This is a genomic window from Streptomyces sp. NPDC101191, assembly GCF_044767915.1.
Classification (GTDB): Bacteria; Actinomycetota; Actinomycetes; order Streptomycetales; family Streptomycetaceae; genus Streptomyces.
In genome coordinates this window covers 1,173,401-1,199,547 of sequence record NZ_JBIWOU010000001.1, presented here as the reverse complement: position 1 = coordinate 1,199,547, position 26,147 = coordinate 1,173,401, and the positions used below count along the sequence as shown (strand labels likewise).

17 protein-coding genes are annotated in these 26,147 nt (G+C 70.0%); 10 read left to right on the top strand and 7 right to left on the bottom strand.

Annotated features, from left to right (window positions below; translation table 11 throughout):
• Positions 1-55 precede the first annotated feature (55 nt).
• From mmsB to chvE, 3 genes are all read right to left on the bottom strand, one after another.
• Positions 56-1,300, bottom strand: a complete 1,245-nt coding sequence (gene mmsB, locus ACIRQF_RS05250) for a multiple monosaccharide ABC transporter permease (protein ID WP_404088993.1) — start codon at positions 1,298-1,300, stop codon at positions 56-58.
• Positions 1,297-2,868 carry a multiple monosaccharide ABC transporter ATP-binding protein gene (gene mmsA / locus ACIRQF_RS05245; protein ID WP_404089539.1) on the bottom strand — a complete coding sequence of 524 codons (1,572 nt, stop codon included), beginning with the start codon at positions 2,866-2,868 and terminating at the stop codon, positions 1,297-1,299. Before mmsA ends, mmsB begins: the two co-directional genes overlap by 4 nt.
• Positions 2,869-3,068: 200 nt before the next feature.
• Positions 3,069-4,178 carry a multiple monosaccharide ABC transporter substrate-binding protein gene (chvE, locus tag ACIRQF_RS05240; RefSeq protein WP_382478278.1) on the bottom strand — a complete coding sequence of 370 codons (1,110 nt, stop codon included), beginning with the start codon at positions 4,176-4,178 and terminating at the stop codon, positions 3,069-3,071.
• A gap of 225 nt (positions 4,179-4,403) precedes the next feature.
• On the opposite strand from chvE, the gene ACIRQF_RS05235 reads away from it, so the two are divergent.
• The 4 genes from ACIRQF_RS05235 to araD all read left to right on the top strand — a co-directional run bounded on the left by ACIRQF_RS05235 (position 4,404) and on the right by araD (position 9,974).
• A complete protein-coding gene (locus ACIRQF_RS05235) occupies positions 4,404-5,450 on the top strand; it encodes a LacI family DNA-binding transcriptional regulator (protein WP_404088990.1) in 1,047 nt (348 codons plus the stop codon).
• A 478-nt stretch (positions 5,451-5,928) separates the two neighbouring features.
• Positions 5,929-7,632 (top strand): ribulokinase, encoded by a 1,704-nt coding sequence (gene araB / locus ACIRQF_RS05230; RefSeq protein ID WP_404088988.1) that lies wholly within the window; start codon positions 5,929-5,931, stop codon positions 7,630-7,632.
• A gap of 75 nt (positions 7,633-7,707) precedes the next feature.
• The gene (araA, locus tag ACIRQF_RS05225) at positions 7,708-9,216 is read left to right on the top strand and encodes an L-arabinose isomerase (protein ID WP_404088986.1); all 1,509 of its coding nucleotides are present in this window, start codon (positions 7,708-7,710) and stop codon (positions 9,214-9,216) included.
• Positions 9,217-9,260: 44 nt separating this feature from the next.
• Positions 9,261-9,974, top strand: coding sequence for an L-ribulose-5-phosphate 4-epimerase AraD (gene araD, locus ACIRQF_RS05220; protein ID WP_404088984.1), 714 nt, complete (start codon positions 9,261-9,263; stop codon positions 9,972-9,974).
• A gap of 56 nt (positions 9,975-10,030) precedes the next feature.
• Here araD and ACIRQF_RS05215 read toward each other — a convergent pair whose 3' ends face one another.
• The 4 genes from ACIRQF_RS05215 to ACIRQF_RS05200 form a co-directional block, all read right to left on the bottom strand.
• Positions 10,031-11,473 (bottom strand): endo-1,4-beta-xylanase, encoded by a 1,443-nt coding sequence (locus ACIRQF_RS05215; RefSeq protein WP_404088982.1) that lies wholly within the window; start codon positions 11,471-11,473, stop codon positions 10,031-10,033.
• 353 nt (positions 11,474-11,826) lie between these two features.
• On the bottom strand, positions 11,827-13,305 hold the full coding sequence (locus ACIRQF_RS05210; protein ID WP_404088980.1) for a glycoside hydrolase family 43 protein: 1,479 nt from the start codon (positions 13,303-13,305) through the stop codon (positions 11,827-11,829).
• Positions 13,302-15,521, bottom strand: a complete 2,220-nt coding sequence (locus ACIRQF_RS05205; RefSeq protein ID WP_404088978.1) for a glycoside hydrolase family 3 N-terminal domain-containing protein — start codon at positions 15,519-15,521, stop codon at positions 13,302-13,304. The genes ACIRQF_RS05210 and ACIRQF_RS05205 overlap by 4 nt, the downstream gene beginning before the upstream one ends.
• A gap of 9 nt (positions 15,522-15,530) precedes the next feature.
• On the bottom strand, positions 15,531-16,544 hold the full coding sequence (locus tag ACIRQF_RS05200; protein ID WP_404088976.1) for a LacI family DNA-binding transcriptional regulator: 1,014 nt from the start codon (positions 16,542-16,544) through the stop codon (positions 15,531-15,533).
• Positions 16,545-16,777: 233 nt separating this feature from the next.
• On the opposite strand from ACIRQF_RS05200, the gene ACIRQF_RS05195 reads away from it, so the two are divergent.
• From ACIRQF_RS05195 to ACIRQF_RS05170, 6 genes are all read left to right on the top strand, one after another.
• Positions 16,778-18,070: an extracellular solute-binding protein gene (locus ACIRQF_RS05195; protein ID WP_404088974.1), complete on the top strand. Its 1,293-nt coding sequence runs from the start codon at positions 16,778-16,780 to the stop codon at positions 18,068-18,070.
• Positions 18,071-18,167: 97 nt separating this feature from the next.
• Positions 18,168-19,052 carry a carbohydrate ABC transporter permease gene (locus ACIRQF_RS05190; protein WP_404089537.1) on the top strand — a complete coding sequence of 295 codons (885 nt, stop codon included), beginning with the start codon at positions 18,168-18,170 and terminating at the stop codon, positions 19,050-19,052.
• Entirely contained in the window at positions 19,049-19,879 is an 831-nt protein-coding gene (locus ACIRQF_RS05185; RefSeq protein ID WP_404088972.1) for a carbohydrate ABC transporter permease, read from the top strand. Before ACIRQF_RS05190 ends, ACIRQF_RS05185 begins: the two co-directional genes overlap by 4 nt.
• Positions 19,880-20,159: 280 nt before the next feature.
• Positions 20,160-21,635, top strand: coding sequence for a non-reducing end alpha-L-arabinofuranosidase family hydrolase (locus tag ACIRQF_RS05180; protein ID WP_404088970.1), 1,476 nt, complete (start codon positions 20,160-20,162; stop codon positions 21,633-21,635).
• Positions 21,636-21,936: 301 nt separating this feature from the next.
• Complete coding sequence (locus tag ACIRQF_RS05175; RefSeq protein WP_404088968.1) at positions 21,937-23,487, top strand: sigma-70 family RNA polymerase sigma factor; 1,551 nt, start codon at positions 21,937-21,939, stop codon at positions 23,485-23,487.
• A gap of 279 nt (positions 23,488-23,766) precedes the next feature.
• Positions 23,767-26,130 carry a non-reducing end alpha-L-arabinofuranosidase family hydrolase gene (locus ACIRQF_RS05170; protein ID WP_404088966.1) on the top strand — a complete coding sequence of 788 codons (2,364 nt, stop codon included), beginning with the start codon at positions 23,767-23,769 and terminating at the stop codon, positions 26,128-26,130.
• Positions 26,131-26,147: the final 17 nt, after the last annotated feature.

The following is a 26,147-nucleotide window of genomic DNA, read 5'->3' as shown; positions in this document are numbered from 1 at the left end:
ACGGCTGTGCCCGCCGGCGGAGGAGCCGGCGGGCACAGCCGTGTCCCGAGCGGTGTCAGGCACCCGCCCTGCGCTTGTTCCACACGTCGAAGCCGACCGCCGCGAGCAGCACCAGGCCCTTGATGACCTGCTGCCAGTCGGTGCCCACCCCGACGAGGTTCATGCCGTTGTTGAGCACGCCGAGGACCAGGCCGCCGATGATGGCTCCCAGGACGGTCCCGACTCCACCGCTCATCGACGCCCCGCCGATGAACGCGGCGGCGATGGCCTCCAGTTCGAAGTTCACGCCCGCCTTCGGCGAGGCCGCGTTGAAGCGCGCGGCGAAGACGAGCCCGGCGAGTGCCGCGAGCATTCCCATGTTGAGGAAGACGGCGAAGGTCACCTTCTTGTCCTTGACCCCGGACAGCTTGGCGGCCGGCAGGTTCCCCCCGATCGCGTACACGTGGCGGCCGATGACCGCGTTGCGCATCACGTAACCGAAGCCGACCAACAGCGCGGCCAGGATCAGGAGGACCACGGGGGCGCCCTTGTAGCTCGCGAGCAGCAGGGTGGTGACCAGGACGGCGGCCACCAGTGCCGTCAACTTCAGCGCGAACAGGCCCGTGGGGAGCGGCTCCAGAGCGAATTCGCGCTGGCGACGGCGGTCCCGCACCTCCTGGAACACCACGTAGGCGACCAGTCCCAGGCCGAGGAGCAGGGTCCCGTTGTGGTAGTTGGTCTGCGGTCCCACCTCCGGCAGGAAGCCGTTGGCGATCTTCTGCAGCCCGTCCGGGAACGGGCCGAGCGTCTGCCCCTTGAGGAAGATCTCCGTGAGCCCGCGGAACAGCAGCATGCCGGCGAGGGTCACGATGAACGACGGTATGCCGACGTACGCGATGAAGAAGCCCTGCAGGGCACCGGCGACGGCTCCGAGGAGCAGGGTGAGGAGCACCGCGACGGGCCAGGCCACATGGTGCTCGACCATGAGCACCGCCCCGATGCCACCGACCAGGGCCATCAGGGAGCCCACGGACAGGTCGATGTGCCCGGAGATGATGACGATCATCATGCCGATGGCCAGGATGAGGATGTAGCTGTTCTGCAGCACCAGATTGGAGACGTTCCGCGGCAGCAGGAGGTCGCCGCCCGTCCAGATCTGGAACAGGAGCACGATCAGGCCGAGTGCGAAGAGCATCCCGTACTGGCGCATGTTCCGCCGGACGCCGTCCAGAAGTACCCGGGCCAGCGGTGCCCCGGTGGACGGAGCCCCGCGGCCCGGGGGCGCCGGGGTGGTCGTTGTCGTGCTGACGTCGGTGCTCATGCCTGGTGTCCTTCGCTGGGGGCGGCGCCTGCGGTGACCGCCGGTGGTGCGGGGCTGTCCTGCGTCATGTACCGCATCAGGACTTCCTGGGTGGCGTCCTCGCGGGCGACTTCGCCGGTCAGCCGGCCTGCGGCCATGGTGTAGACGCGGTCGCACATGCCGAGCAGTTCGGGCAGTTCGGAGGAGATGAGGAGAATCGCCTTGCCCTCGGCGGCGAGCCGGTCGATCACGGTGTAGATCTCGAACTTGGCCCCCACGTCGACTCCGCGGGTGGGCTCGTCGAGGATGAGGACGTCGGGCCCGGCGAGGATCCACTTGCTGAGGACGACCTTCTGCTGGTTGCCGCCGGAAAGGCGGCCGACCGGCTCGAGGACGTTCGGAGCCTTGATGTTCATGGTCCGCCGGTACCGTTCGGCCACCTTGCGTTCCTCATGCCCGTCGACGACGCCGCGGCGGGCGAGAGCGCCGAGGGACGCGAGCGAGATGTTCCGGCTCACGGAGTCCCCGAGGTTGAGTCCGTAGTGCTTGCGGTCCTCCGTGACGTACGCGATGCCGTGGGCGACCGCCTCGGGGACCGTGCGGGTCCGTACCTCGCGGCCGTCCTTGAGCACGGTGCCCTGCTCGTAGTGGCCGTAGGAACGGCCGAAGACGCTCATCGCGAGTTCGGTCCGGCCGGCACCCATGAGTCCCGCGACGCCGACGATCTCCCCGCGGCGGACCTGCAGCGAGACCCCGTCGACGGCCTTGCGGCCGCGGTCGAGGGGGTGGCGTACGGTCCAGTCCCGGATCTCCAGGACGGGGTCGGCGTCGGACGGACCCTCGTACGGCGTGCGGTCGGGGAACCGGCTGTCGAGGTCCCGCCCCACCATGCCGCGGATGATGCGTTCCTCGGTGGTGGCGGGGTCCCGGACGTCGAGGGTCTCGATGGAGCGCCCGTCGCGCAGAATGGTGACGGAGTCGGCGATCTGGGCGATCTCGTTCAGCTTGTGCGAGATGATGATCGACGTGATGCCCTGGCTCTTCAACTCCCGCATCAGCCGCAGCAGCTTCGCGCTGTCCTCGTCGTTGAGCGCCGCGGTGGGTTCGTCGAGGATCAGAAGGCGGACGTTCTTCGCCAGAGCCTTCGCGATCTCCACGAGCTGCTGCTTGCCGACACCGATGTCGGCGACCCGGGTCTCGGGATGTTCGTCGAGCCCGACCCGCCTGAGCAGTTCGGAAGCACGGCGCAGCGCCTCGTGCCAGTCGATGATCCCGCGCCGGGACGGCTCGTTGCCGAGGAAGACGTTCTCGGCGATCGACAGATAGGGAACGAGTGCGAGCTCCTGGTGGATGATGACGATGCCGCGCTGCTCGCTGGCCCTGATGTCCTTGAACCGGCACGGCTCGCCTTCGAAGAGGATCTCACCCTCGTAGGTGCCGTGCGGGTGGACGCCGGACAGGACCTTCATGAGCGTCGACTTGCCGGCACCGTTCTCGCCGCACAGGGCGTGCACCTCGCCGCGCTCCACGGACAGGGTCACGTCGGACAGTGCTCTGACCCCGGGGAAGGTCTTGACGATGGACCGCATCTCGAGGACGGGGCCGGCCGGGGACGAGGCGGGGACGGGATCCTTGGGGGAGTGGGCCGGGGCGGGGACGGGATCCTTGGAGGAGTGGGCCGGGGCGGGGACGGGATCCTTGGAGGAGTGGGCCGGGGCGGGGACGGGATCCTTGGAGGAGTGGGCCGGCGCGGAGACCGGATCCTTGGGGGAGTGGGCCGGGGCGGGCGTCACCGCAGTTCCTCGGCGTTGATGTAGCCCGAGTCGACCAGGACCTTCCGGTAGTTCGTCTTGTCGACGCTGACCGGATCGAGCAGGAAGGCCGGGACCACCTTCTTGCCGTTGTCGTACGTCGCGTCGTCGTTGATCTCGGGCTTCTTGCCGGCGAGGACGGCGGTCACCATGTCGGCGGCGACCTGCGCGAGTGCGCGTGTGTCCTTGTAGACGGTCTGCGTCTGCTGGCCCGCGATGATCGACTTCACGGAGGCGACCTCCGCGTCCTGGCCGGTGACGACCGGCAGCGGCTTGGCGGCGCTCCCGTAGTCGTCGGACTTCAGGGCGGACAGGATGCCGATGGAGATGCCGTCGTAGGGCGAGAGCACGGCGTCGACCCGGGCGGTGGAGTACGAGGAGGTCAGCAGGTCGTCCATGCGCTTCTGCGCCGTCCCTCCGTCCCAGCGCAAGGTGGTGACCTGGTTGAGCTGGGTCTGCTGGGAGCGTACGACCAGCTGCTTCTTGTCGAGGTAGGGCTTCAGCACCTTCATGGCGCCGTTGAAGAAGTACTTGGTGTTGTTGTCGTCGTTGGACCCGGCGAACAGCTCGATGTTGAAGGGGCCCTTCTTCGAGCCGGCCTTCAGCCCCAGCTTCTCGACGATGTACGTGGCCTGGAGCTCGCCGACCTTCTCGTTGTCGAAGGAGGCGTAGTAGTCGACGTGCGGGGAGCCCAGGATGAGCCGGTCGTAGGAGATGACCGGGATGTGGGCGTCGGCCGCCTGCTGCAGGACGTTGGACAGCGCCTCGCCGTTGATGGCGGCCACGACCAGGGCGTCGACGCCCTGGGTGATCATGTTCTCGATCTGGGCGACCTGCTGGTCGGGGTCGTCCTCGCCGTACTGCAGGGTCGTGGCGAACCCGGCCTTCTTCAGGCTCTCGGTCATGTTGCGGCCGTCGGCGATCCACCGCTCGGAGGACTTGGTGGGCATCGCGATGCCGATGGTGCGGTCCTTCGTGTCCTTCGACTCCTGGCTGCCGCCCTCGCTGTTCTGCCCGCAGGCTGTCAGGAGCAGGGCGCAGCCGGTGGTCACGGCCAGGAGGGCGGATGCGGATCGGAACTTCTTCATGGGTTACCTGGCAATCCCGTCGTCGAGGGCGGCTCCGGCCGAGGGACGGGTTCGGCGGCGGCGCGCGACCTCGCACCACCGGGACGGCGCCGTTCCGGCTGGGTGGCCGGGGCGTCGGCGCCCCGGTCGAGGTTGATTGTTAGCGCTCACAACAGCGTGATACAAGAGGCGCTAAGGTTTTTCTCGTATCGATATACAGCCGCAAGAGGGAGAAGGGAGGCGAACGTGGCGCATCCCGCGGAAGACGTCCGCCCGCCGACGATGGCCGACGTCGCACGAGAGGCGGGGGTCTCCCACCAGACCGTCTCCCGGGTGCTGAGCGATCACCCCAACGTGCGCCCGGCCACCCGGGAACAGGTCACCCTGGCCATCGAGCGGCTGGGCTACCGTCGCAACTCCGCCGCACGCGCCCTGGTGACGCGCCGTACGAGGACGCTGGGCGTCATCGCCGTCAACACCGCCCTGTACGGCCCTGCCAGCACCCTGACCGGCCTGGAGGAGGCGGCCCGGGAGCAGGGTTACCTCGTCTCGACCGTCAGTCTGCGCCCCGGAGAGGGGCAGGGGCTCAAGGACGCCATCGACCACCTCGCGTCCTGGGGTGTGGAGGGCGTCGTCGCCATCACCCCGCAACGCTCGCACGTGCAGGCGCTCGCCGAGCTGGACGCACCCTTCCCCGTGGTCACCGTGGAGGGGGGACACCAGCTCGACCTGCCCGGCGTCTCCCTCGATCAGGAGCTCGGCGCCCGCATGGTCACGGAGCACCTGCTGGCCGCCGGGCACGGCAATGTCTGGCACGTGGCGGGTCCCGACGACTGGCTGGAGAGCGAGGCCCGCACCGCGGGATGGCGCACCGTCCTGGAGGAGAGCGGCATCCGCCCTCCGCGCGTACTGACGGGGGACTGGAGCCCGCTGTCCGGGTACCGGGCGGGACAGGAGCTCGCGGGACTCGCCCTGGCCCGCCGCGGTGCGACACCGGTCACCGCCGTCTTCGTCGCCAACGACCAGATGGCGCTCGGCGTCCTGCGGGCGCTGCGCGAGGGCGGGATCCGCACCCCGGGACAGGTCGCCGTCGCCGGCTTCGACGACATCCCGGAGGCCGAGTTCTTCCCTCCGCCGCTGACGACGGTCCGCCAGGACTTCGCCGCCATCGGGCGCCGGAGCATCGGGCTCCTGGTGGACCACATCGAGGGTCGCGCCCGGAAGGCCGAGCACCTCCTCGTGGAGCCGCAGCTCATCATGCGCGCGAGCACGCGCCCCTCGAACGAGTCCTGACGCGGGGGCGGGCCTCGGCACCACCCCCTGGCGGCCCGCAGGGAGGCCGGTGACAGATCTCCTGTCTGCTGGGCCCGCTGTGCCTGCTGCCCAGGGCCCGCTGTGCCTGCTGCCCAGGGCGTGCTGTCTGTTGCCCAGGGCGTGCTGTCTGCTGCCCAGGGCCTGCCGCCTGCCGCCTGCCGCCTGCCGCCTGCCGCCAGACGCCAGACGCCAGACGCCTGGCATCTGCCGTCCGGCGGTGCGCGCGCTTCGGACCGCCCCGCGCGAGCGCTCCGTCGACCTTCCGTCCGCTCAGCCCTCCCGGCGGGCCGGCCGCGACGCCGGGGCCGCCCTGCACGTCAGGTGAGCGCTCACTTCAGAGGCCCCTCTTCTTGCCGAAAGTTCGACAGAACCGCACGCAACTCTTGTCCAAGTCAATTGTGAGCGTTAACAATCAGGATGCTCCTCCGGCCCTGTCCATGACGAGAGAGACCGCATCGTGACCACACACACTTCCGGCCCCGCAGCCCCTCACCCTCCCGAGGCATGCACCATCGGAGTCGACTTCGGCACCCTCTCCGGGCGCGCCGTCGTGGTCAGGGTCCGGGACGGTGCGGAACTGGGTTCGGCGGTCCACGAGTACCGCCACGCAGTCATCGAGGACCACCTCCCCTCCACCGGCGCCCCCCTGCCCCCCGACTGGGCCCTGCAACACCCGGAGGACTGGCGCGACGTCCTGCGGACCGCCGTTCCGGCGGCTCTCGCCGACGCCGGAGTCGACCCGGCCCGGGTCATCGGCATCGCCACCGACTTCACCGCCTGCACGGTCCTGCCGACCGCCCCGGACGGCACCCCGCTCGCCCTGACGCCCGAATGGGCCGACCGCCCGCACGCCTGGCCCAAACTGTGGAAGCACCACGCGGCCCAGGCCCAGGCCGACCGCATCAACGCCCTCGCTCACGCACGCGGCGAGAAGTGGATCGCACGGTACGGAGGCAAGATCTCCTCCGAGTGGCAGTACGCCAAGGCCCTGCAGGTCCTGGAAGAGGACCCGGCCGTCTACGCCGCCTGTGCCCGCTGGATCGAGGCGGCCGACTGGATCGTCTGGCAGCTGACCGGCGCCGAGTCCCGCAACACCTGCACCGCCGGCTACAAGGGCATCCACCAGGACGGGGCCTACCCCTCGCCCGACTTCCTCGCCGGACTCCACCCGGACTTCGCCGACTTCCCCGACACCCGCCTGGCGCACCCCCTGTCCCCGCTGGGTTCCCGCGTCGGCACCCTGAGCGGCCGGGCCGCGCACTGGACCGGTCTCCCCGAGGGCATCGCCGTCGCGGCGGGCAACGTCGACGCCCACGTGGCCGCGCCCGCGGCGGGCGCCGTGGAGAACGGCCGGATGCTCGCCATCATGGGCACCTCCACCTGCCACGTACTCAACGGCGCCACCCTCGCCGAGGTCCCCGGCATCTGCGGGGTCGTCGACGGCGGCATCGTCGAGGGTGCCTACGGTTACGAGGCCGGTCAGAGCGCGGTCGGCGACATCTTCGCCTGGTGGCTCCGCCAGGGCGTCCCGGACCACTACCGCGCCGAGGCCGAGGCAGCGGGCGAGGACCTCCACCGACTCCTGACCCGCAAGGCCGCGGACCAGCCGGTCGGCGCGCACGGCCTGATCGCCCTGGACTGGATGAACGGCAACCGTTCCACCCTGGTCGACCACCACCTCTCCGGAGTCATCGCCGGCCTCACCCTCGACACCCGCCCCGAGGACGTCTACCGGGCCCTGCTCGAATCCACCGCCTTCGGCACCCGGATGATCGTCGAGACCTTCGAGGGCGGCGGGATCCCCGTCGACGAGTTCATCGTCACCGGAGGGCTGAGGAAGAACGCGCTGCTCATGCAGATCTACGCCGACGTGCTCCGCCGCCCCGTGTCCGTCGGCACCTCCGAGCAGGGGCCGGCGCTCGGCTCCGCCATCCACGCCGCCGTCGCCGCGGGCGCCTACCCCGACGTCCGCTCCGCCGCTTCCGTGATGGGCAGCGTCCAGCGCCACGCGTACGTGCCGGACCCCGTACGGGCGGACGCCTACGACGCGCTGTTCCAGGAGTACCGCGCCCTGCACGACCACTTCGGTACCGGAGCTGACCTCCTCCTGCACCGCCTGCGACGGATCCGCAACACCGCACGCGTCGTCACCACCGGCTGACCCGGGCGCCTCCCCGCCACAGGCCTCCGCCGGCCCGACCTCTCCGCCCCCGCACCTCCGAGGAGCACACCCGACATGACGCTCGCCCAGCCCGACCGCGAGATCTGGTTTCTCACCGGAAGCCAGGCCCTCTACGGCGACGAGACCCTGGCCCAGGTCGCCGACCAGTCCCGCGCCATCTGCGACACCCTCGACAGGCAGCCCCGGATGACCGTCCGCGTGGTGTGGAAGCCGGTCCTCACCGACGCGGCCGCCATCCGCGCGATCTGCCTGGAGGCCAACGCCGACGACCGCTGCATCGGCCTCATCGCCTGGATGCACACCTTCTCCCCGGCCAAGATGTGGATCGCCGGCCTTGACGCCCTGAGCAAGCCCCTGCTCCACCTGCACACCCAGGCCAACCGCCAACTGCCCTGGTCCACCATCGACATGGACTTCATGAACCTGAACCAGGCCGCCCACGGCGACCGCGAGTTCGGCTTCGTGCAGACCCGCCTCGGTGTCCCGCGCAAAACCGTGGCGGGCCACGTCTCCACCCCCGAGGTCGTCGACCGCATCGCCGGTTGGGCCCGCGCCGCCGTCGGCCGCTCCGAACTCACCACCCTCAAGCTCGCCAGGTTCGGCGACAACATGCGCGACGTCGCCGTCACCGAGGGCGACAAGGTCGAGGCGCAGCTGCGGTTCGGGGTCTCGGTCAACACCTACGGCGTCAACGACCTCGTCGCCGTGGTCGACGCCACCGACGAGGACACCGTCACCGCCCTCGTCAAGGAGTACCAGGATCTCTACGCCCTCACGCCCGAGCTGCGCCCCGGCGGCGAGCGCCACGAATCCCTGCGCTACGCCGCCCGCGTCGAAGCCGGTCTGCGCACCTTCCTCACGGAAGGCGGGTTCCGCGCCTTCACCACCAACTTCGAGGACCTCGGCGGCCTGCGCCAGCTGCCCGGCCTCGCCGTGCAGCGCCTGATGGCGCACGGCTACGGTTTCGGCGGCGAAGGAGACTGGAAGACCTCCACACTGCTGCGCGCGCTGAAGGCGATGGCCCACGGCCTGCCCGGCGGCACCTCCTTCATGGAGGACTACACCTACGACCTCACACCAGGCCGGGAACTCATCCTCGGCGCCCACATGCTGGAGGTCTGCCCCTCCCTGACGACGGCCACGCCGAGCTGCGAGATCCACGCGCTCGGGATCGGCGGACGCGAGGACCCGGTCCGACTCGTCTTCGACGCGGACCCGGGACCGGCCGTCGTCGTCGGTCTCGCCGACATGGGCGACCGATTCCGCCTCGTCGCCAACCACGTCGACGTCGTCGCCCCGCCCGAGCCGATGCCGAAGCTCCCCGTGGCCCGGGCCGTCTGGCGCCCCCGCCCCGACCTGCGCACGTCCACCGAGGCCTGGCTGACGGCCGGAGCACCGCACCACACCGTGCTCACCACCGCCCTCGGCGGCGAGGAGCTCGACGACCTCGCCGAGATGCTGCGGACCGAACTCGCCGTCATCGACGAGGACACCACGGTCCGGCGCTTCACGCGCGAGCTGCGCTGGAACCAGGCGTACCACCGTCTGGCCCAGAGCCTGTGAGCACCCCCGCCACCCCATCCACCCCCACGAGGACGGAGCCCTCCGTGACCACCGCCGTCTCCAAGGAACTGCGCCGGGAGGTGTGGGAGGCCAACCTCCGCATCCCCCGGGCCGGTCTGGCCACCCTCACCTGGGGCAACGTGAGCGGCGTGGACCGACAAGCCGGCGTCTTCGTCATCAAGCCCTCGGGCGTGGCCTACGACGTGCTGAGCGAGGAGGACCTGGTCGTCGTCTCCCTGTCCGACGGAAGCGTCGTGGAGGGCCACCTGCGACCGTCCACCGACACGGAGACGCACCGGAGCCTCTACCTGGCCTTCCCCTCCATCGGAGGCGTGACCCACACGCACTCCACCCACGCCGTCGCCTTCGCCCAGGCCCGGCGTCCGATACCGGTGCTCGGCACGACCCACGCGGACACCTTCAACGGTCCCGTCCCCGTCACCGCGACCCTCACCCCCCAGCAGTGCGCCACGGGCTACGAGTACAACACCGGCCAGGTCATCGTGGACCTGCTGGGCCGTGACGAAAACCGGGCCCGCGAGGTCCCCGGTGCCCTGGTCGCCCACCACGGCCCCTTCACCTGGGGCGCCGACGCCACCGCGTCCCTGGAGCACGCCATCATCTGCGAGGCGGTGGCCGAGATGGCGCTCCACACCATCGCCCTGGGCACGGTCGAGCCTCCGCAGCACCTCCTGGACCGCCACTTCACACGCAAGCACGGCCCGGACGCCTACTACGGCAACCCTTCCTCCGCCTGATCGCACCGAGGGGAGCCAGGATCGTCCTGGCCCCCCTCCATGGTGTGCCGCAGCGGTCAGGTGCGGGCCCAGCGCTGGTTGCCGCTGTTCCAGCAGGAGTAGAGCTGGATCGGCGTGCCGTTGGCGGTGCCGTTGGCAGCGGCGTCGAGGCAGAGGCCGGACTGGACGCCGACGATGGAACCGTCGGAGTTGAGGCGCCACTTCTGGTTGTCGGCACCCCAGCAGCTGTAGATCTGCACCTTGGCGCCGTTACCGGTGCCGGCGGCGTCCAGGCACTTGTCGCCGTAGACCCTGATCTCACCCGCGGCGGTGAGGGTCCACTGCTGGTTGGTGCGGTTGTTGCAGTCCCACAGCTGGACCTGGGTGCCGTCGGTGGTGACGGCACCGGGCACGTCCAGGCAGCGGCCCGAGGCGACTCCCCTGATCGGTCCGGAGCCGGGGGAGGGGGTCGGAGTGGGGTTGGGGGAGACGGAGTTGAGCGCGTTGAGGACGGAGGAGAAGGCGGGCTTCTTGCTGCCGTCGCCGTTGAAGAGCAGCGGCGTGTGCTCGGCTCGCCAGGAGTCGGTGTCGCGGACACCCCAGACGGTGATGCCGAGGCAGCGCGGGACGGCAAGGCAGTCGTTGGTCACGTTGGCGTAGGTCGTGCCCGAGGCGCCCTGGATGTCGAGCTCGGTGACGGCCACGTCGACGCCGAGGGCGGCGAAGTTCTGGAGTGTGGTGCGGAAGTTGCTGTTGTAGGGGCTGTCGTTGTTGAAGTGCGACTGGAAGCCGACGCAGTCGACGGGCACGCCGCGCTGCTTGAAGTCCTTGACCATGGCGTACACGGCCTGGGTCTTGGCCCAGGTCCAGTTCTCGACGTTGTAGTCGTTGTAGCAGAGCTTGGCGGCCGGGTCGGCGGCGCGTGCCGTGCGGAAGGCGACCTCGATCCAGTCGTTGCCGGTGCGCTGCAGGTTGGAGTCGCGCCGGGCTCCCGAGGTGCCGTCGGCGAATGCCTCGTTCACGACGTCCCACTGGCCGATCTTGCCCTTGTAGTGGGCCATCACGCCGTTGATGTGGTTGGTCATGGCCTGGCGCAGGGCGCTGCCGCCGAGGTTCTGCATCCAGGCGGGCTGCTGGGAGTGCCAGGCCAGGGTGTGCCCGCGTACCTGCTTGCCGTTCTGCACCGCCCAGTTGTAGACGCGGTCGCCGGCGGTGAAGTCGAACCGGCCCTGCTGGGGTTCGGTGGCGTCGATCTTCATCTCGTTCTCGGCGGTGACCGAGGTGAACTCGCGGTTCGCGATCGTCGTGTACGTCGAGTCGCCGAGCCTGCCCGAGGCGATGGCGGTGCCGAAGTACCGGCCGCTCTGCGCCGCCGCGCTGCCGAGCGTGCTCTCGGCGGCGTGTGAGGTCGGCGGTGCCACCAGCACGGTGGCGGAAGCGAGGACGCCGACGATCAGCGCTGCGCAGAGGCCACCTGTTTTCCGGCGGACGATGGACGGGGGAATGGCATGTGAACGCATGACTGGACCTCCTGTACGGAAATCACGGATGGATGCGAGCGCGGCGGAAGGATTCCGCGAGGGTGATGTCCGCGTGCGGGGAAAAAGGCGCGGACCAAAAGGGCGCCATGATGCGAGCCGATGCCGCGACATGCAGGTATGGGGGCTGCGGCGTCCTCGGAATTCAGTCTGGAAACCCTGCAGGAACATGTCAAGTGTTTCGAAGATGTTTCGGGAATGGAGGCTGTGAATGGCGCATGTGAGACGGCTCGAAAACATCCTTCAAGGAATGCGGGAGCGCACTGACGAATCAGTCCCTGTCGAAAGTATTTCGACAGGGACTGATTCGTTGATGAGCGAGTGTGTGCTTCGGTTCACATTTCCGGGTCGTCGATGTCCGTCGCCCCGGAGGACCGGCGTGGGTACGAGATGTCGAACCACGTGAAGTGGGCGTGGTTCGCGGACGGGTGGCCGTGGGAGGTGGCGTAGAGGCCGAGCTGGACGCTGGTGAAGAGCGGCCTGAGAAAGGTGGCTTCGACGGTGGCCAGGTCCTGCCAGGCACCGTCGGGCGCCGCGTGGGCGAAGGTGTGTTGGAAGCCCCGGACCCGGACCCCCAGGCGAACGGGACCCGGGGGGACGGGAACACCGGCCAGGACCTCGGGCCCGTGACGGAGGACGAGCCCCTCTTCGGTGCGAAGGAGGAGAAGGTGGGCCTCGTCGTCGAGGACGACGGCGAGGCCGGCCTGTTCGCCCGGTGCCGAGGGAGCGAAGTGCAGTTCGGTGGACACGTCGCAGTCGGGCTGTTCCTGCGGGCGGACCAGGAGGGACGGGACGGCCCGGTCGCCGAGGCGTTCGGGGCGGAGCTGGAGGCGGAGCCCGTCACCGGTGGTCCAGAACGGCGCGCGAGGGGTGCGCAGGGTGCTCCAGTCCGCGGAGAGGGTGGCGAAGTCGTCGTGGAGGGGGTGGAGGGGGCTGGTGTGGCCGACGGGGGAGAAGACCGGCCGGCCGTCGCTCCAGGTGACCCCGCTGAGGAAGGTCTCGCGGCCGATGGCGGACCCCGGGCGGACGCCCAGGAGGAGGGCCCGCCACTCGCCGTCCGGGGTCTGCACGAGGTCGGCGTGCCCGGTGCAGGTGACGGGGCCCTTCCGGACGGGAGGGAGGACCGGGTTGCCGGGGGTGCCCCGGTACGGGCCGGTCACCTGGGCGGCGCGAGCGGCCACCACGCTGTGGTCCACGTCGGTACCGCCCTCCGCCGTGAGTAGGAGACAGCTACCGTCGATCCTGTAGAGGTGTGGGGCCTCCGACCAGCGGGCGCCCGCCCGGCTTCCCGACCACAGGACGTACTCGGGCCCTGTGAGCCGTCGTTCACCGGGAAGGTACTCCCGCATCCAGATCTCGGTGCGGCCCGCGACCTCGTCCAGGACGCGGGCGGCGGTGAACCAGGCCCGGCCGTCACCGTCCGGCCCGTCGTCGAAGAACAGCGACGGGTCGAAGCCCTCTCCCTCCAGCCAGTACGGCTCCGACCACGGCCCGGCCGGGTCGGCCGCCGTGACGACGAAATGTCCGGGGCCGTCCATCAGCGTGCAGACGAGGTGGAAGAGCCCGTCATGGTGCCGGATCGTCGGCGCGAACAGGCCGCGTGAAGGCTCGCACCCGTCGAGGTCGAGCTGGGACGGTCGGTCCAGCGCGGAGCCGAGACGTCGCCAGTTCACGAGATCGCGGCTGTGGAACACGGGGAGCCCCGGGAACCACTCGAAGCTGGACGTCACCAGGTAGTAGTCCGCCCCCACCCGGCAGATCGAAGGATCGGGCCGGAACCCGGGCAGCACGGGATCACCGAAGGTCGTGCTCATGGCACCGGGACGATCTCGACCGGCACGGACAGCACCCGGTCGGCCGCCGGGTGACGTACGGGGCCGTGCAGGGTGAAGGACCCCTGGAGCGGTAGATCGCCGCTGGACCGCCCGACGGCCACGCCGATCTCTCCGGGCTCCACCCTCCTGCGCAGGTCGACTCCGGTGAAGGAGGTCCGGTCGGCGTGGACGGAGAAGGTGATCCGGGCGGCCTCGCCCGGACGCAGCTCGACCCTGGCGAATCCGGCGAGCCACCGCCGCGGCCGGACGACGGACGCCTCGGGGTCCGAGAGGTACAGCTGGACCACCTCGGTCCCGGCCACCTCGCCGACGTTGCGTACGGTGACCGCGACGGAGACGGCTCCGTCCGTCGGTGCGACGGGGTCCACCGAGAGGTCCGAGCAGGTGAAGCTGGTCCAGCTCAGCCCGTGCCCGAAGGGGAACAGCGGAGTCGGGTCCACCGAGCTCCAGTCGGTGCGGCCGCCCAGCGCGGAGTGCAGGTAGGTACCGGGCTGTCCGCCGACCTGGCGGGGGATGGAGACGGGGAGCCGTCCGGATGGTTCCGCGGCCCCGCTGATGATGCGGGCCAGCGCCGTCCCGCCCTCTTCGCCGGGGAAGAAGGCCTGGACGACGGCCGCCGCGCGCTCCGCCAGCGACCCGAGCGCGTAGGGGCGTCCGGAGACGAGGACCAGGACGGTCGGCACCCCGGAGTCCAGCACGGCGGAGGCGAGTGCGGCCTGGTCGCCGGGCAGGTCGAGGGTCTCGGCGTCACAGCCCTCTCCCGAGGTGCCCCGGCCGAACATGCCGGCCCGGTCGCCGAGGACGAGCACGTTCACCTCCGGATCCTCCGCGGTGACCGTGAACCCGGCGGTGGTGAGCGCCTCGCCGAGCGTCGGGATCTCCAGCCCGGGGTCGCCGGGCAGCGCCACGTGGTTGGGGAAGGAGTAGCAGCCGAGGAACGAGTGGGGGTCGTCGGCGTAGGGCCCGCTGACCGCGACCCGGCACGGGCGCAGCGGCAGGATGCCGTCGTTGGCGAGCAGCACGGTGGACCGTTCGGCCAGGAGCCTGGCCAGTGCCCGGTTCTCCGGCGGGTCGAGGTCGACCGGCTCGGGCTTGACGGGTTCCCAGTCGGGGTCGAGCAGGCCGAGTTCGGCCTTCTGCAGCAGGACCCGCTCCGCTGCCCGGTCGACGAGCTCCCCGGGAACGTCTCCCGACCGTACGAGTGCGGTCAGCGGCTCGCCGTAGCAGCGGGCGGTGGGCAGCTCGACGTCGATTCCGGCGGTCAAGGCCAGCGCGCCGGCCGCGCCGCGAGACCCGGTGACGCCGTGCCGGGTCTCCAGGAAGGAGACGGAGTAGTAGTCGGCGACGACGACACCGCCGAAACCGAGCTCGTCCCTGAGCAGTCCGGTCAGCAGGCGTGCGTCGGCGGCGACCGGGACGCCGTCCACGTCGGTGTAGCTGTTCATCACGGACCGGGCGCCTCCCTCGCGCAGCGCCCGTACGAAGGGCTCGACCAGCACGTCGGCGAACTCGCGGGGCCCCGAGGCGACGGGGGCCATGTTCCGGCCGCCGCGCGAGGCCGAGTACCCGGCGAAGTGCTTGAGCGTCGCCACGACGCCGGATCCTTCCAGGCCCTGTACGTAGGCGGTGCCGATCGCTCCGACGAGATAGGGGTCCTCGCCGATGCACTCCTCGGTCCTGCCCCACCGGTAGTCGCGGACCACGTCGAGCACCGGGGCCAGCCCCTGGTGGACGCCGACCCGCCGCATCCCCTCGCCGATGGCCCCGGCCATTCGCCGCACGAGCCCGGGATCGAAGGACGCGCCCCAGGCGAGCGGGCCGGGGAAGACCGTGGCCCCGAGCGTCATGAACCCGGTCAGGCACTCCTCGTGGGCGATCGCCGGGATACCGAACCGGCCGGCCCCGGTCACCTGCCGCTGGAGTGAGGCGAGCCGCTCCATCCCGGCTTCCGCGGTGATCGGCGCGGTTCCGAACACCCGGGTGAGCTGGCCGAGGCCGTACCCCACGATGTCGTCGAGGCCCGGCGCGCGCTCGCCGGAGTCGTCCTCCATCGGTGCGACGGGTGCTCCGGGGTTCGAGGGTAGCGCCCAGAAGCCGGCGAGTTGCCCCGCCTTCTCCTCCAGCGTCATCCGACTCAGCAGATCGGCGACGCGCACGGACGCGGGCAGGAGAGGATCACGCCAGGGCTCGGTCAAGGGGTTCTCCTAGGGGCGAGGCGGGGCGGTGGAGAGCCGGACCTTGAGCTCGGTCGAGAGCTCCATCCGGGGGCTGACCAAGGGCTGGTCCTCCAGAAGCTGGAACAGGGTGCGGGCGGCGAGCCGGCCCATCTCCTCCAGCGGCTGACGCACCGTCGTCAGCGGAGGTGACAGCCATTCGCACATCGGCAGGTCGTCGAAACCGATCACACTGAGGTCCCTCGGGATGCTCAGTCCGCCCTGCCGGGCGGCCTCGTAGACGCCCATCGCCTGCTGGTCGCTCCCGGCGAAGACGGCCGTCGGCGGCTCGGGCAGGGCGAGCAGCTCCTGGGCACACCGGAACCCGCCCTCGTGCTGGAAGTCGCCGAACCGGATCAGGTCGCGGTCGACCTCGATCCCGGCCCGCTCCAGAGCGGCCCGGTAGCCGTCGATGCGGGCCTGGCTGCAGAGCATCTCCTTGCGCCCGCCGATCGCGGCGATCCGGCGGTGCCCCATTTCCAGCAGGTGCTCGGTGGCGGCGAGGCCGCCCGCCCAGTTGGTCGCGCCGATGCTCGGCACGCCGTTGCCCGGCAGGTCGATCGGATCGATGACGACCAACGCCACCCCGCTCCGTTCGACCTGGGCGCGTTGGGCCTGGGTGACCGAGGCGGTGACGAGGATGACGCCGTCGCTGTGGTGCAGGACCGGCAGCGCGGCCCAGCTGGACGGCGTGGCCTCGCCCGCCGGGACGAGCGACACGACGGTGCCGACGCCCCGTCGGGCGCACTCGGCCTCGACGCCGCGCAGGATCTCCACCGCCCACGCGCTGTCCAGACCGCCGATGATCAGGTCGACCAGGCCCGACCTGCGTGCCCTGCCCTGGCGACCGGGCTGGAGGTAGTTGTGGGACCGCAGCAGGCCCTCGATCCGTTCGCGTGTCGAGGGCGCGACATCGGAGCGGCCGTTGATCACCTTGGACACGGTGGCCTGGGAAACCCCCGCTTCCGCGGCGATGACGGCCAGGGTCGGGCGCTGCTCGCTCAACTGCTCTCCTCTGCGCGGATGCTTTCGACCGGCGATAGGTATCGCAAACTTTCGATGAGTTTCTGGGGGGCCCGACCTGCTTGTCAAGCCTGCGAACTGCCGCTGCCCGTAGATAAATTGACGCGAGGTCTTGACCGGGAGGTCTCACCTTCCTAGTTTGTGGCAGCGCAGAATTCGAGAGTATTTCGAAAAATTTTCGGGCACGAACCGGCACTCCCCACCCCGGAGGTCCCATGGCCAGCACCCTCCCCAGCCGACGACACTTCCTCGCGCTCACGGGCTTGACCGCACTGTCCGTCTCCATGACCGCGGCCTGCGGAGCCGGCGCATCGGGCGGTGGGCCGTCGGCCGACGGCAAGGTGACGTTCGAGTGGTGGAACATCGCCACGACGGAACCGGGAAAGTCCCTCTTCCCGCAGATCTCCTCGGCGTTCACGACCAGGCACCCGAACGTCGCTATCCACACGACATCGTTGGAGAACGAGGCGTTCAAGTCCAAGCTGACCGCCACCACTTCTTCGGGCAAGCTCCCCGATGTCTTCCAGACCTGGGGCGGCGGTGTGCTGCAGCAGCAGGTCGACGCGGGGCTGGTCGAGGACCTCACAGACCTTCTGGACTGGTCCTCCGACCTCACTCCGGTCTCGCTGCAGGCCTACCGGTTCGGGGGGCGCACCTACGGGGTGCCGTACGACATCGGCATGGTCGGCTTCTGGTACAACAAGAAGCTCTTCGCCAAGGCCGGGATCACCACCCCGCCGTCCACCTGGGCCGAGTTCCTCGACGACGTCAGGAAGCTCAAGGCGGCGGGCATCACCCCGATCGCCCTCGCGGGCAAGGAGAAGTGGCCGGGCCACTACTACTGGGCCTACCTCGCGATGCGCGTCGGCGGCCTCCCCGCGCTGCAGAAGGCCGCGACCACCAAGGACTTCACCGGCGCCGGCTTCGTCCAGGCAGGCGCCCACCTCAAGGAGCTCGTCGACCTCCAGCCGTTCCAGACGGCCTTTCTCGGCGCCGGCTACGCCACCCCCGGCGGGCAGGCCGCGACCATGGGCAACGGCAAGGCCGCCATGGAGCTGATGGGGCAGTGGGCACCGTCGGTGCAGAAGGACGCGGGCGCCGACCTCGGTGCGGACCTGGGCTTCTTCCCCTTCCCGTCGGTCGACGGCGGTGTCGGGCAGGCCACCGAGGTGTTCGGCGGCGGCGGGGGCTTCGCGCTGCGCAAGGGCGCCCCGAAGGAGGCGCTGGACTTCCTGAAGTTCTTCGTCCTGGAGAACGAGTCCAAGCTGCTGGCCTCCAAGGGCTACCTGCCGGTGGTCAAGGGCGCGGAGAGCCAACTCACCGACGCCGACAGGAAGGTGGTCGCCGCGAGCCTGGTCAGGGCGACCGGCTTCCAGCTCTACCTCGACCAGGCCTACCCGCCCGCGGTCGGCCAGGAGGTCAACGACAGCGTCGCCGACCTCATCGCGGGCAAGAAGACCCCCGAGCAGGTCGCCGCGTCGATCACCGAGGCTGCGAAGAGTGCCTAGCTCCGTGTCCGCCCTGACGAAGGAGCGGACGGAGGAGGCCGTACCGGCGCACCCGCCCGTCCCGGCCCGGTCGCGCCCGCGCGGGTGGGGCGACTGGCTGTCGGTCGCCTGGTTCCTCGTCCCGGCCCTCGTCCTCTTCCTCGTCTTCGTCCTCGCCCCGATCGTCGTCGCCGTCTACACCGGCTTCTTCACGTGGGGCGGCATCGGCCCCCTGGGCGACTTCGCCGGCTTCGCGAACTACACCAGGCTCTTCGACGACCAGGTCTTCCTCGGCGACCTGGGGCGCGGGCTGTACCTGATCGTCCTGTCGATCACGATCCAGCTGCCGTTCGCCCTGTTCACCGCGGTCCTGCTCAACCAGAGGCTCCGCGGCCGGGCCGTCTACCGGATGCTCTTCTTCGCGCCGTACGTCCTGTCCGAGGTGGTCACGGCGGTCCTCTTCACGATGATCTTCCTGCCCGGCGCCGGCATGGCCGATCACCTCGCCGGCCTCCTGGGCCTGGAGGGATTGCAGGGGAAGTGGCTCGCCGATCCCTCGACGGTCATGCCGACCCTCTTCGTGGTCATGATCTGGAAGTACTTCGGCTTCCACATGATGCTCTTCCTCGCCGGCCTGCAGAGCATCCCGGCCGAGATCCTCGAGGCCGCCGCCATCGACGGTGCCGGCGCCTGGCAGCGCTTCCGCTACGTGACGCTGCCGCTGCTCGGTCCGACGGTCCGGATCAGCGTCTTCCTGTCGATCATCGGGTCCATCCAGCTCTTCGACCTCGTCTGGGTCATGACCGCGGGCGGACCCAACCACTCCTCCGAGACGACGGCGATCGCGATGTTCCAGTTCGGGTTCAAGCGGTACCAGGTCGGCTACGCCAGTGCGATCAGTGTGGTGCTGTTCATGATCAGCCTGGTCTTCTCCCTCTTCTACCAGCGCTACGTGCTCCGTCGTGACCTGACCGGGGCCGTCACCACCGGAGGCGGCCGATGAACGCCCGCCGGGCGGCGCGCGGTCTCTCCCTGCACGCCGTGGTCTGGCTGATCGCCGCGTTCGTCGCCGTGCCGCTGCTCTACGCGGTGATCTCCGGGTTCAAGAGCACCGGCGAGCTCACGACGAATCCGTTCGGGCTGCCGGAGCATTGGAAGACCGGCAACTACACCGGAATTCTCGGCGAGGGAATGTTCTGGCGGCAGATCGCCAACAGTGCGGGAATCGCGATAGGCACGACGGTCTGTACGGTCGCGGCCTCCGCGATGGCGGCGTTCGTGCTGGCCCGTTATGCCTTCCGGGGAAGGGAGTTGTTCTATGCGCTCTTCACGATCGGGCTGATGTTCCCCTTCGCGGTGGCCGTCCTGCCGCTCTTCCTCATGCTGCGCACCTTCGGTCTGCTCGACAATCCGCTCGGAGTGATCCTCCCGCAGGCGGCTTTCGGGCTTCCCATGACGATCGTGATCCTGCGCGGATTCTTCCGGACCGTCCCGGCGGAGATCGAGGAGGCCGCCACCATGGACGGCTGCGGCAAGCTCCGCTTCTTCTGGAAGATCCTGCTGCCGATGGCGCGTCCGGCCCTCGGTACGGTCTCGGTCCTGGCGGTCGTCGCGAGCTGGAACAACTTCTTCCTGCCGCTGCTGGTGTTCAGCGACCCGAAATGGCAGACGATCCCGGTCGGCGTTCAGCAGTTCCAGGGCCAGTACTCGACCGACTTCGCGCTGGTCCTCGCCTACCTCGTGCTCGCCATGGTCCCCGCCCTCGCCTTCTACGCCGTCGCCGAGCGCCAGTTGATCGGCGGCCTCACCGCCGGCGCCACCAAGGGCTGACCTTGTCCCGCGTGACCTCCACCCCCGAGGAGACTCCGTGAAACGCCTGACCGCGCTGACTGCCGTCATATTGTTAGCGCTAACAATCCGCGTCGGCCGGGGGCCTCTCCCACCTCGATCACGGCGAGGTGTCGCGGCTGGAGGGCGGGAGGGCCCCGGTCTTCGGCATGTGCGGCCGTCTCCGACCCCGTCCCGTCCCCATCCCGTCCCCGTCCGTCCCCCCGACGCGGCCGCCGCGCGGTTCGTCGGAGTCACCTCCCCCCCCGAAGGAGCTCTCCTGATGAGATTTCGCCGTCCACCCCTGGTCCTGGGTCTCGTCCTCGCGGTCCTGTCGTCGCTGCTGTTCGGGGCCTCTCTCCTCACCGCCGCGCCCGCCGCCGCGGCGACCGTCGACACCAACGCCTGGTACGTGCTGGTCAACCGCAACAGCGGCAAGGCCCTGGACGTCTACAACCTGGCGACCGGTGACGGCGCTCGCATCACCCAGTGGACCAGGAACGACCAGAACCAGCAGCAGTGGCAGTTCGTCGCCTCCGGCGACGGCTACTACCGCGTCAAGTCCCGCCACTCGGGCAAGGTCCTGGACGTCCAGAGCGGTTCCACCGCCAACGGCGCCGCGATCGTCCAGTGGGCCGACGTGAACGGCACCAACCAGCAATGGCGCCTGGCCGACAGCGCGGACGGCCACGTCAGGCTCGTCGCCCGCCACAGCGGCAAGGCCCTCGAAGTCCAGGGTGCCTCCACCGCCGACAACGCGAACGTCGTCCAGTACGACGACTGGGGCGGCGCCAACCAGCAGTGGCAGTTCGTCAAGGTGGCCGGCGGCACCCCCGGCACCTGCGCACTTCCCTCGACGTACCGCTGGTCGTCGACGGGCGCGCTGGCACAGCCCAAGGCCGGATGGGCCTCGCTCAAGGACTTCACCGTCGCCCCCCACAACGGCAAGCACCTCGTCTACGCGACGACGCACGGCACCACGGGGTCGGGAGTGGGCTGGGGCTCGATGAACTTCACCTCGTTCACCGACTGGTCGCAGATGGCCTCCACCGGCCAGAACACGATGACGAACTCCGTCGTCGCGCCCACGCTCTTCTACTTCGCGCCGAAGAACATCTGGGTGCTCGCCTACCAGTGGGGCAGGACCGCGTTCTCCTACCGGACGTCGAGCGACCCCACCAACCCGAACGGCTGGTCGGCGGAGCAGGAGCTCTTCTCCGGAAGCATCGCCGGCTCGGGAACGGGTCCCATCGACCAGACGCTCATCGGCGACGGGACGAACATGTACCTGTTCTTCGCCGGAGACAACGGCAGGATCTACCGGGCGAGCATGCCGATCGGGAACTTCCCGGGCAGCTTCGGCTCGTCGTACACGACGATCATGAGCGACACGGAGAAGAACCTCTTCGAGGCCCCCCAGGTCTACAAGGTCAAGGACCAGAACCAGTACCTCATGATCGTCGAGGCCCGGGGCGCGAGCGAGCACCGCTACTTCCGCTCGTTCACGGCCACCAGCCTCAACGGCTCGTGGACGCCGCAGGCCGCGACCGAGAGCAACCCCTTCGCCGGCAAGGCCAACAGCGGAGCCACCTGGACCAACGACATCAGCCACGGCGAGCTGGTCCGCGCCGGCGCCGACCAGACCTTCACGATCGACCCGTGCAACCTGCAGTTCCTCTACCAGGGGCGCGATCCCAACTCCGGCGGTGACTACGGCCAGTGGGCCTACCGCCCGGGTCTGCTGACGCTCCAGCGTTGACCACGTGGCGGGCTCGGTCGTCACCCGAGCCCGCCATGGTCGCGGGCCGGGACCGCGTTCGGAAGCAACGTCGCCTTCGCTGCTCTTCCTGGTGTGCGCGGCCGTGGCCGGCGCGTACGGTGCCGCCACGACGAGCCGGAAGATCCTCTTCGTGCGGACCGTTCCGGCACTGATCGGTCCGGCCCGTGCCGGCCGCCCACGGAGCGACGCCCGCGGGCGGACCGGTCTCACGTCGTATTCTTTGCCGACGCAGAGGCCGGTCGCCGTACGCCGGTGGGCCGCTTCCCTGGAGAGGGTGGGAATGGGGCTCATCGACGTGGACCACGCGGGGCTGGTCGTCGCGGCGCAGGCCGGTGACGCCGGGGCGCGCGAGGAGCTGATCGCCGCGTACCTGCCGCTGGTCTACAACATCGTGGGCCGAGCGCTGAGCGGCCATGCCGACGTCGATGACGTCGTCCAGGAAACGCTGCTGCGCGTGGTGCGCGACCTTCCCGCCGTGCGCGCCCCGGAGAGCTTCCGGTCCTGGCTCGTGTCGATCACGCTCCGCCAGATCAACACCCACCTGCACCGGAAGCACGCCTTCGCCGAACGCACCGCGGCCATCGACGAGGCGCACCGGATACCGGACGCCGGCGCGGAGCCCGTGGACACGGCGATCCTGCGGCTGCACGTCTCGGACGAGCGCCGTCGCGTCGTCGAAGCCGGCCGGTGGCTCGATCCGGATCACCGGGTGCTGCTGTCGCTCTGGTGGCAGGAATGCGCCGGTTCGCTGAGCCGAGACGACATCGCCGCCGCGACGGGGCTCACGGTCGCCCACGTCGGAGTACGCCTGCAACGCATGCGCGAGCAACTGGAACTGTGCCGGACGATCGTCGCCGCGCTGGAGGCCGACCCGCGCTGTCCCCGACTGGACGAGGCCGTCGCCGGCTGGGACGGCCTGCACACATCGGTGTGGCGCAAGCGTATGGCGCGGCACACCCGTGACTGCCCGGTCTGTACGGGGCGGACGACGGAACGGGTTCCGGCCGAACTGCTCCCGCTCGGCCTCGCGACGCTGGCCGTTCCGGCCGGACTGATCTCCGCGCTCGCCGCCAAGGGCCTGCTGTCGGGTACCGCCGTGATCGGCGCCGGACCGGCCGCGGCGCACCTCGCCGCCGGCACCGCGACGGGGGGAGGTGGCCTGCCCGTCGCGCTGACCGGCAAATTCGCGGCGATCACCGCTCACCCGCTGGTGAGCCTCGCCGCCGGCGCGGCGCTCATTGCCGGAACCGCCGTCTATGCGACCTGGCCCGAACCGGCGCCTCGGGTGCCCGCCGTCATCGCCGCCCCCACGGCCGGCGCCGCCTCGCCGGCCCCGTCGGGCACCACGACGCCGGACGAACCGTCCCCGGCGAGTCCGACCGCATCCACGGCCACCGTTCCGCTCGGCGCGCGGTCGCTGGAGTCCGTCGACGAACCCGGCCTGTTCGTCACCTACACCGGCGACCACGCGACGCTCGGCCGGGTCTCCGCGTCCAGCGGCGCGCAGACCCGGAACCGTGGCACCTTCACGGTCGTCGCGGGGCTCGCCGACACACGGTGCGTCACCTTCCGCGCCGCGGACGGCCGGTACCTCCGCCACTCCTACCTGCGGCTGCGGCTGAGCGCCGACGACGGCAGTGAGCTGTTCCGGGAAGACGCGACCTTCTGTCCGCGCCCCGGGCCGGTCGCGGGTTCGGTGACCCTGCACGCGCACAACTATCCCGGTTCCGTCCTCCGCCACCGTGACGGAGGCATCTGGCTCGACGGCTCCGACGGAACACGGACCTTCGCGGGGCAGGCATCCTTCCTGGTGCGCCGGACCTGGTCCTGAGAGTCGCTGCCGCGCCACGCCGTTCCCCACCGGGCAGCGGGTCGGGTGCCGCGCGCCGCGTCCGCGGGGACGACTGCACCGAGGGGCTCGGCATAACGCTTTCTGCCTGCGACATGCATCACTGAGCAAACCTCCGGACGGCGCGACTTTTCTGTTACGCGACCGCGAGTTCGGCGGCCTCCACTTCAGGGGTGACCTTCCCCCACTGGCGTATCCCCCTGAAGAGAGGCCTCCCATGACGCAACGCACCCACGTGAACCACGGCCCGCGAGGAACGGCATGAAGGGCCTGCACCGGCTCCGCCGGCGTCGCCGTACCTGGGTGACAGGACTGTCGGCCGCGGCGGTGGTGGCCGGTGTCGTGACGTTCCTCCCCGGCTCCGCAGGCGCCGCAGGCCTGGGCACTCACGCGGCCCCCTCGGGCCGGTACTTCGGCACGGCCGTGGCGGCCGGCAGGCTCGGCGACGCCGCGTACACCGCGATCGCCGACCGGGAGTTCAACATGATCACCCCGGAGAACGAGATGAAGTGGGACGCCACCGAGCCGTCCCGCGGCCGTTTCGACTTCGGCCCTGCGGACCGGATCGTCGATCGTGCCCTGGCGCGCGGCCAGCGCGTCCGCGGTCACACCACGGTCTGGCACTCGCAGCTCCCCTCCTGGGTCGGCTCCATCCGCGACGCGAGCACGCTGCGCAGCGTGATGAACCACCACATCACCACCGAGATGACCCACTACAAGGGCCGCGTCTACGCCTGGGACGTGGTCAACGAGGCGTTCGCCGACGGCGGCAGCGGCCGGCTCCGCGACTCGGTCTTCCAGAAGGTGCTGGGCGACGGCTTCATCGAGGAAGCGTTCCGCACCGCCCGCGCGGCCGACCCCTCGGCCAAGCTCTGCTACAACGACTACAACATCGAGAACTGGTCGGACGCCAAGACCCAGGGCGTCTACCGCATGGTCAAGGACTTCACGTCCCGCGGCGTGCCCATCGACTGCGTCGGGTTCCAGAGCCACTTCGGCGCGGGCGGCCCGCCGGCGAGCTTCAGGACCACCCTGGCCGCCTTCGCCGCCCTGGGCGTGGACGTGCAGATCACCGAGCTGGACATCGCCCAGGCGTCACCCACCCACTACGCGAACACGGTCAGCACCTGCCTGTCCGTGGCCCGGTGCACCGGCATCACGGTGTGGGGCGTCCGTGACAGCGACTCCTGGCGGAGCGGCGAAAGCCCCCTGCTGTTCGACGGCAACGGCAGGCCCAAGCCCGCCTACACCGCCGTCATGAACGCTCTCCAGTCCGGCTCCGGCACCACGCCGCCCAAGCCGAGCGACCGTACCGGGCAGATCAAGGGCGTCGCCTCAGGCCGCTGCATCGACATCCCCGGCTCCGCCACCGCCAACGGCGCCCAGGCGCAGCTGTGGGACTGCAGCGGACAAGCCAACCAGCGCTGGACCCACACCGCCGCCAAGCAGCTGAAGATCCCCGGCGACAAGTGCCTGGACGCCAGGGGCAAGGGCACCGCCAACGGCACCCCGGTGATCATCTGGGACTGCAACGGCGGCGCCAACCAGCAGTGGGACATCAACGCCGACGGCACGATCACCGGGCTCCAGTCCGGGCTGTGCCTCGACGCCGTCGGCGCGGCCACCGCGAACGGCACCACGATCCAGCTGTACACCTGCGCGTCGGTCGGCAACCAGAAGTGGACCGCCCCCTCCGCGACGGGCGGGGTCGAGTGTGCTCTTCCCTCGACGTACAAGTGGAGCTCGACGGGTGCCCTCGCGCAGCCGTCGAACGGATGGGACGCGGTGAAGGACTTCACCCACGTCATGCACGACGGCAAGCACCTGGTCTACGCGTCGAGCGCGTCGGGTACCGGGTACGGCTCGATGGCGTTCAGCCCCTTCAGGAACTGGTCCGACATGGCATCGGCCGGCCAGGCGAAGATGAGCCGGAACGCGGTGGCGCCCACCCTGTTCTACTTCGCGCCCAAGAAGATCTGGGTCCTTGCGTACCAGTGGGGTGCGTCCCCCTTCAGCTACCGCACGTCCAGCGACCCCACGAACCCCGACGGCTGGTCCGCGCCGCAGCCGCTGTTCACCGGCAGCATCCCCCGCACCGAATCGGGCACCGGACCGATCGACCAGACCCTGATCGCCGACGAGAAGAACATGTACCTGTTCTTCGCCGGTGACAACGGCAGGATCTACCGGGCGAGCATGCCGATCGGGAACTTCCCGGGCAGCTTCGGCTCGTCGTACACGACGGTCATGAGCGACAGCGTGAAGAACCTGTTCGAGGCACCGCAGGTCTACAAGGTCCAGGGCCGGAACCAGTACCTCATGATCGTCGAGGCCCGGGGTGCGAACGAGCAGCGCTACTTCCGCTCCTTCACGGCCTCCAGCCTGAGCGGTGCGTGGACCCCGCAGGCCGCGACCGAGAACAACCCCTTCGCGGGCAGGGCCAACAGCGGAGCCACCTGGACCGACGACATCAGCCACGGTGACCTGATCCGCACCAACCCCGACCAGACCATGACCATCGACCCCTGCAACCTGCAGTTCCTCTACCAGGGCAAGTCCCCTCGCGCGGGCGGACCCTACGACCGGCTGCCGTACCGGCCGGGCGTCCTCACCCTGCAGCGCTGACTGCCCGATCCACGGTT

Bases quoted from the DNA above. Each gene is read 5' to 3' on its own strand.
- mmsB (WP_404088993.1), bottom strand. From the start codon at position 1,300: ATGAGCACCGACGTCAGCACGACAACGACCACCCCGGCGCCCCCGGGC.
- mmsA (WP_404089539.1), bottom strand. From the start codon at position 2,868: ATGCGGTCCATCGTCAAGACCTTCCCCGGGGTCAGAGCACTGTCCGAC.
- chvE (WP_382478278.1), bottom strand. From the start codon at position 4,178: ATGAAGAAGTTCCGATCCGCATCCGCCCTCCTGGCCGTGACCACCGGC.
- araA (WP_404088986.1), top strand. From the start codon at position 7,708: ATGACGCTCGCCCAGCCCGACCGCGAGATCTGGTTTCTCACCGGAAGC.
- ACIRQF_RS05215 (WP_404088982.1), bottom strand. From the start codon at position 11,473: ATGCGTTCACATGCCATTCCCCCGTCCATCGTCCGCCGGAAAACAGGT.
- ACIRQF_RS05210 (WP_404088980.1), bottom strand. From the start codon at position 13,305: ATGAGCACGACCTTCGGTGATCCCGTGCTGCCCGGGTTCCGGCCCGAT.
- ACIRQF_RS05195 (WP_404088974.1), top strand. From the start codon at position 16,778: ATGGCCAGCACCCTCCCCAGCCGACGACACTTCCTCGCGCTCACGGGC.
- ACIRQF_RS05185 (WP_404088972.1), top strand. From the start codon at position 19,049: ATGAACGCCCGCCGGGCGGCGCGCGGTCTCTCCCTGCACGCCGTGGTC.
- ACIRQF_RS05180 (WP_404088970.1), top strand. From the start codon at position 20,160: ATGAGATTTCGCCGTCCACCCCTGGTCCTGGGTCTCGTCCTCGCGGTC.
- ACIRQF_RS05175 (WP_404088968.1), top strand. From the start codon at position 21,937: ATGGGGCTCATCGACGTGGACCACGCGGGGCTGGTCGTCGCGGCGCAG.
- ACIRQF_RS05170 (WP_404088966.1), top strand. From the start codon at position 23,767: ATGAAGGGCCTGCACCGGCTCCGCCGGCGTCGCCGTACCTGGGTGACA.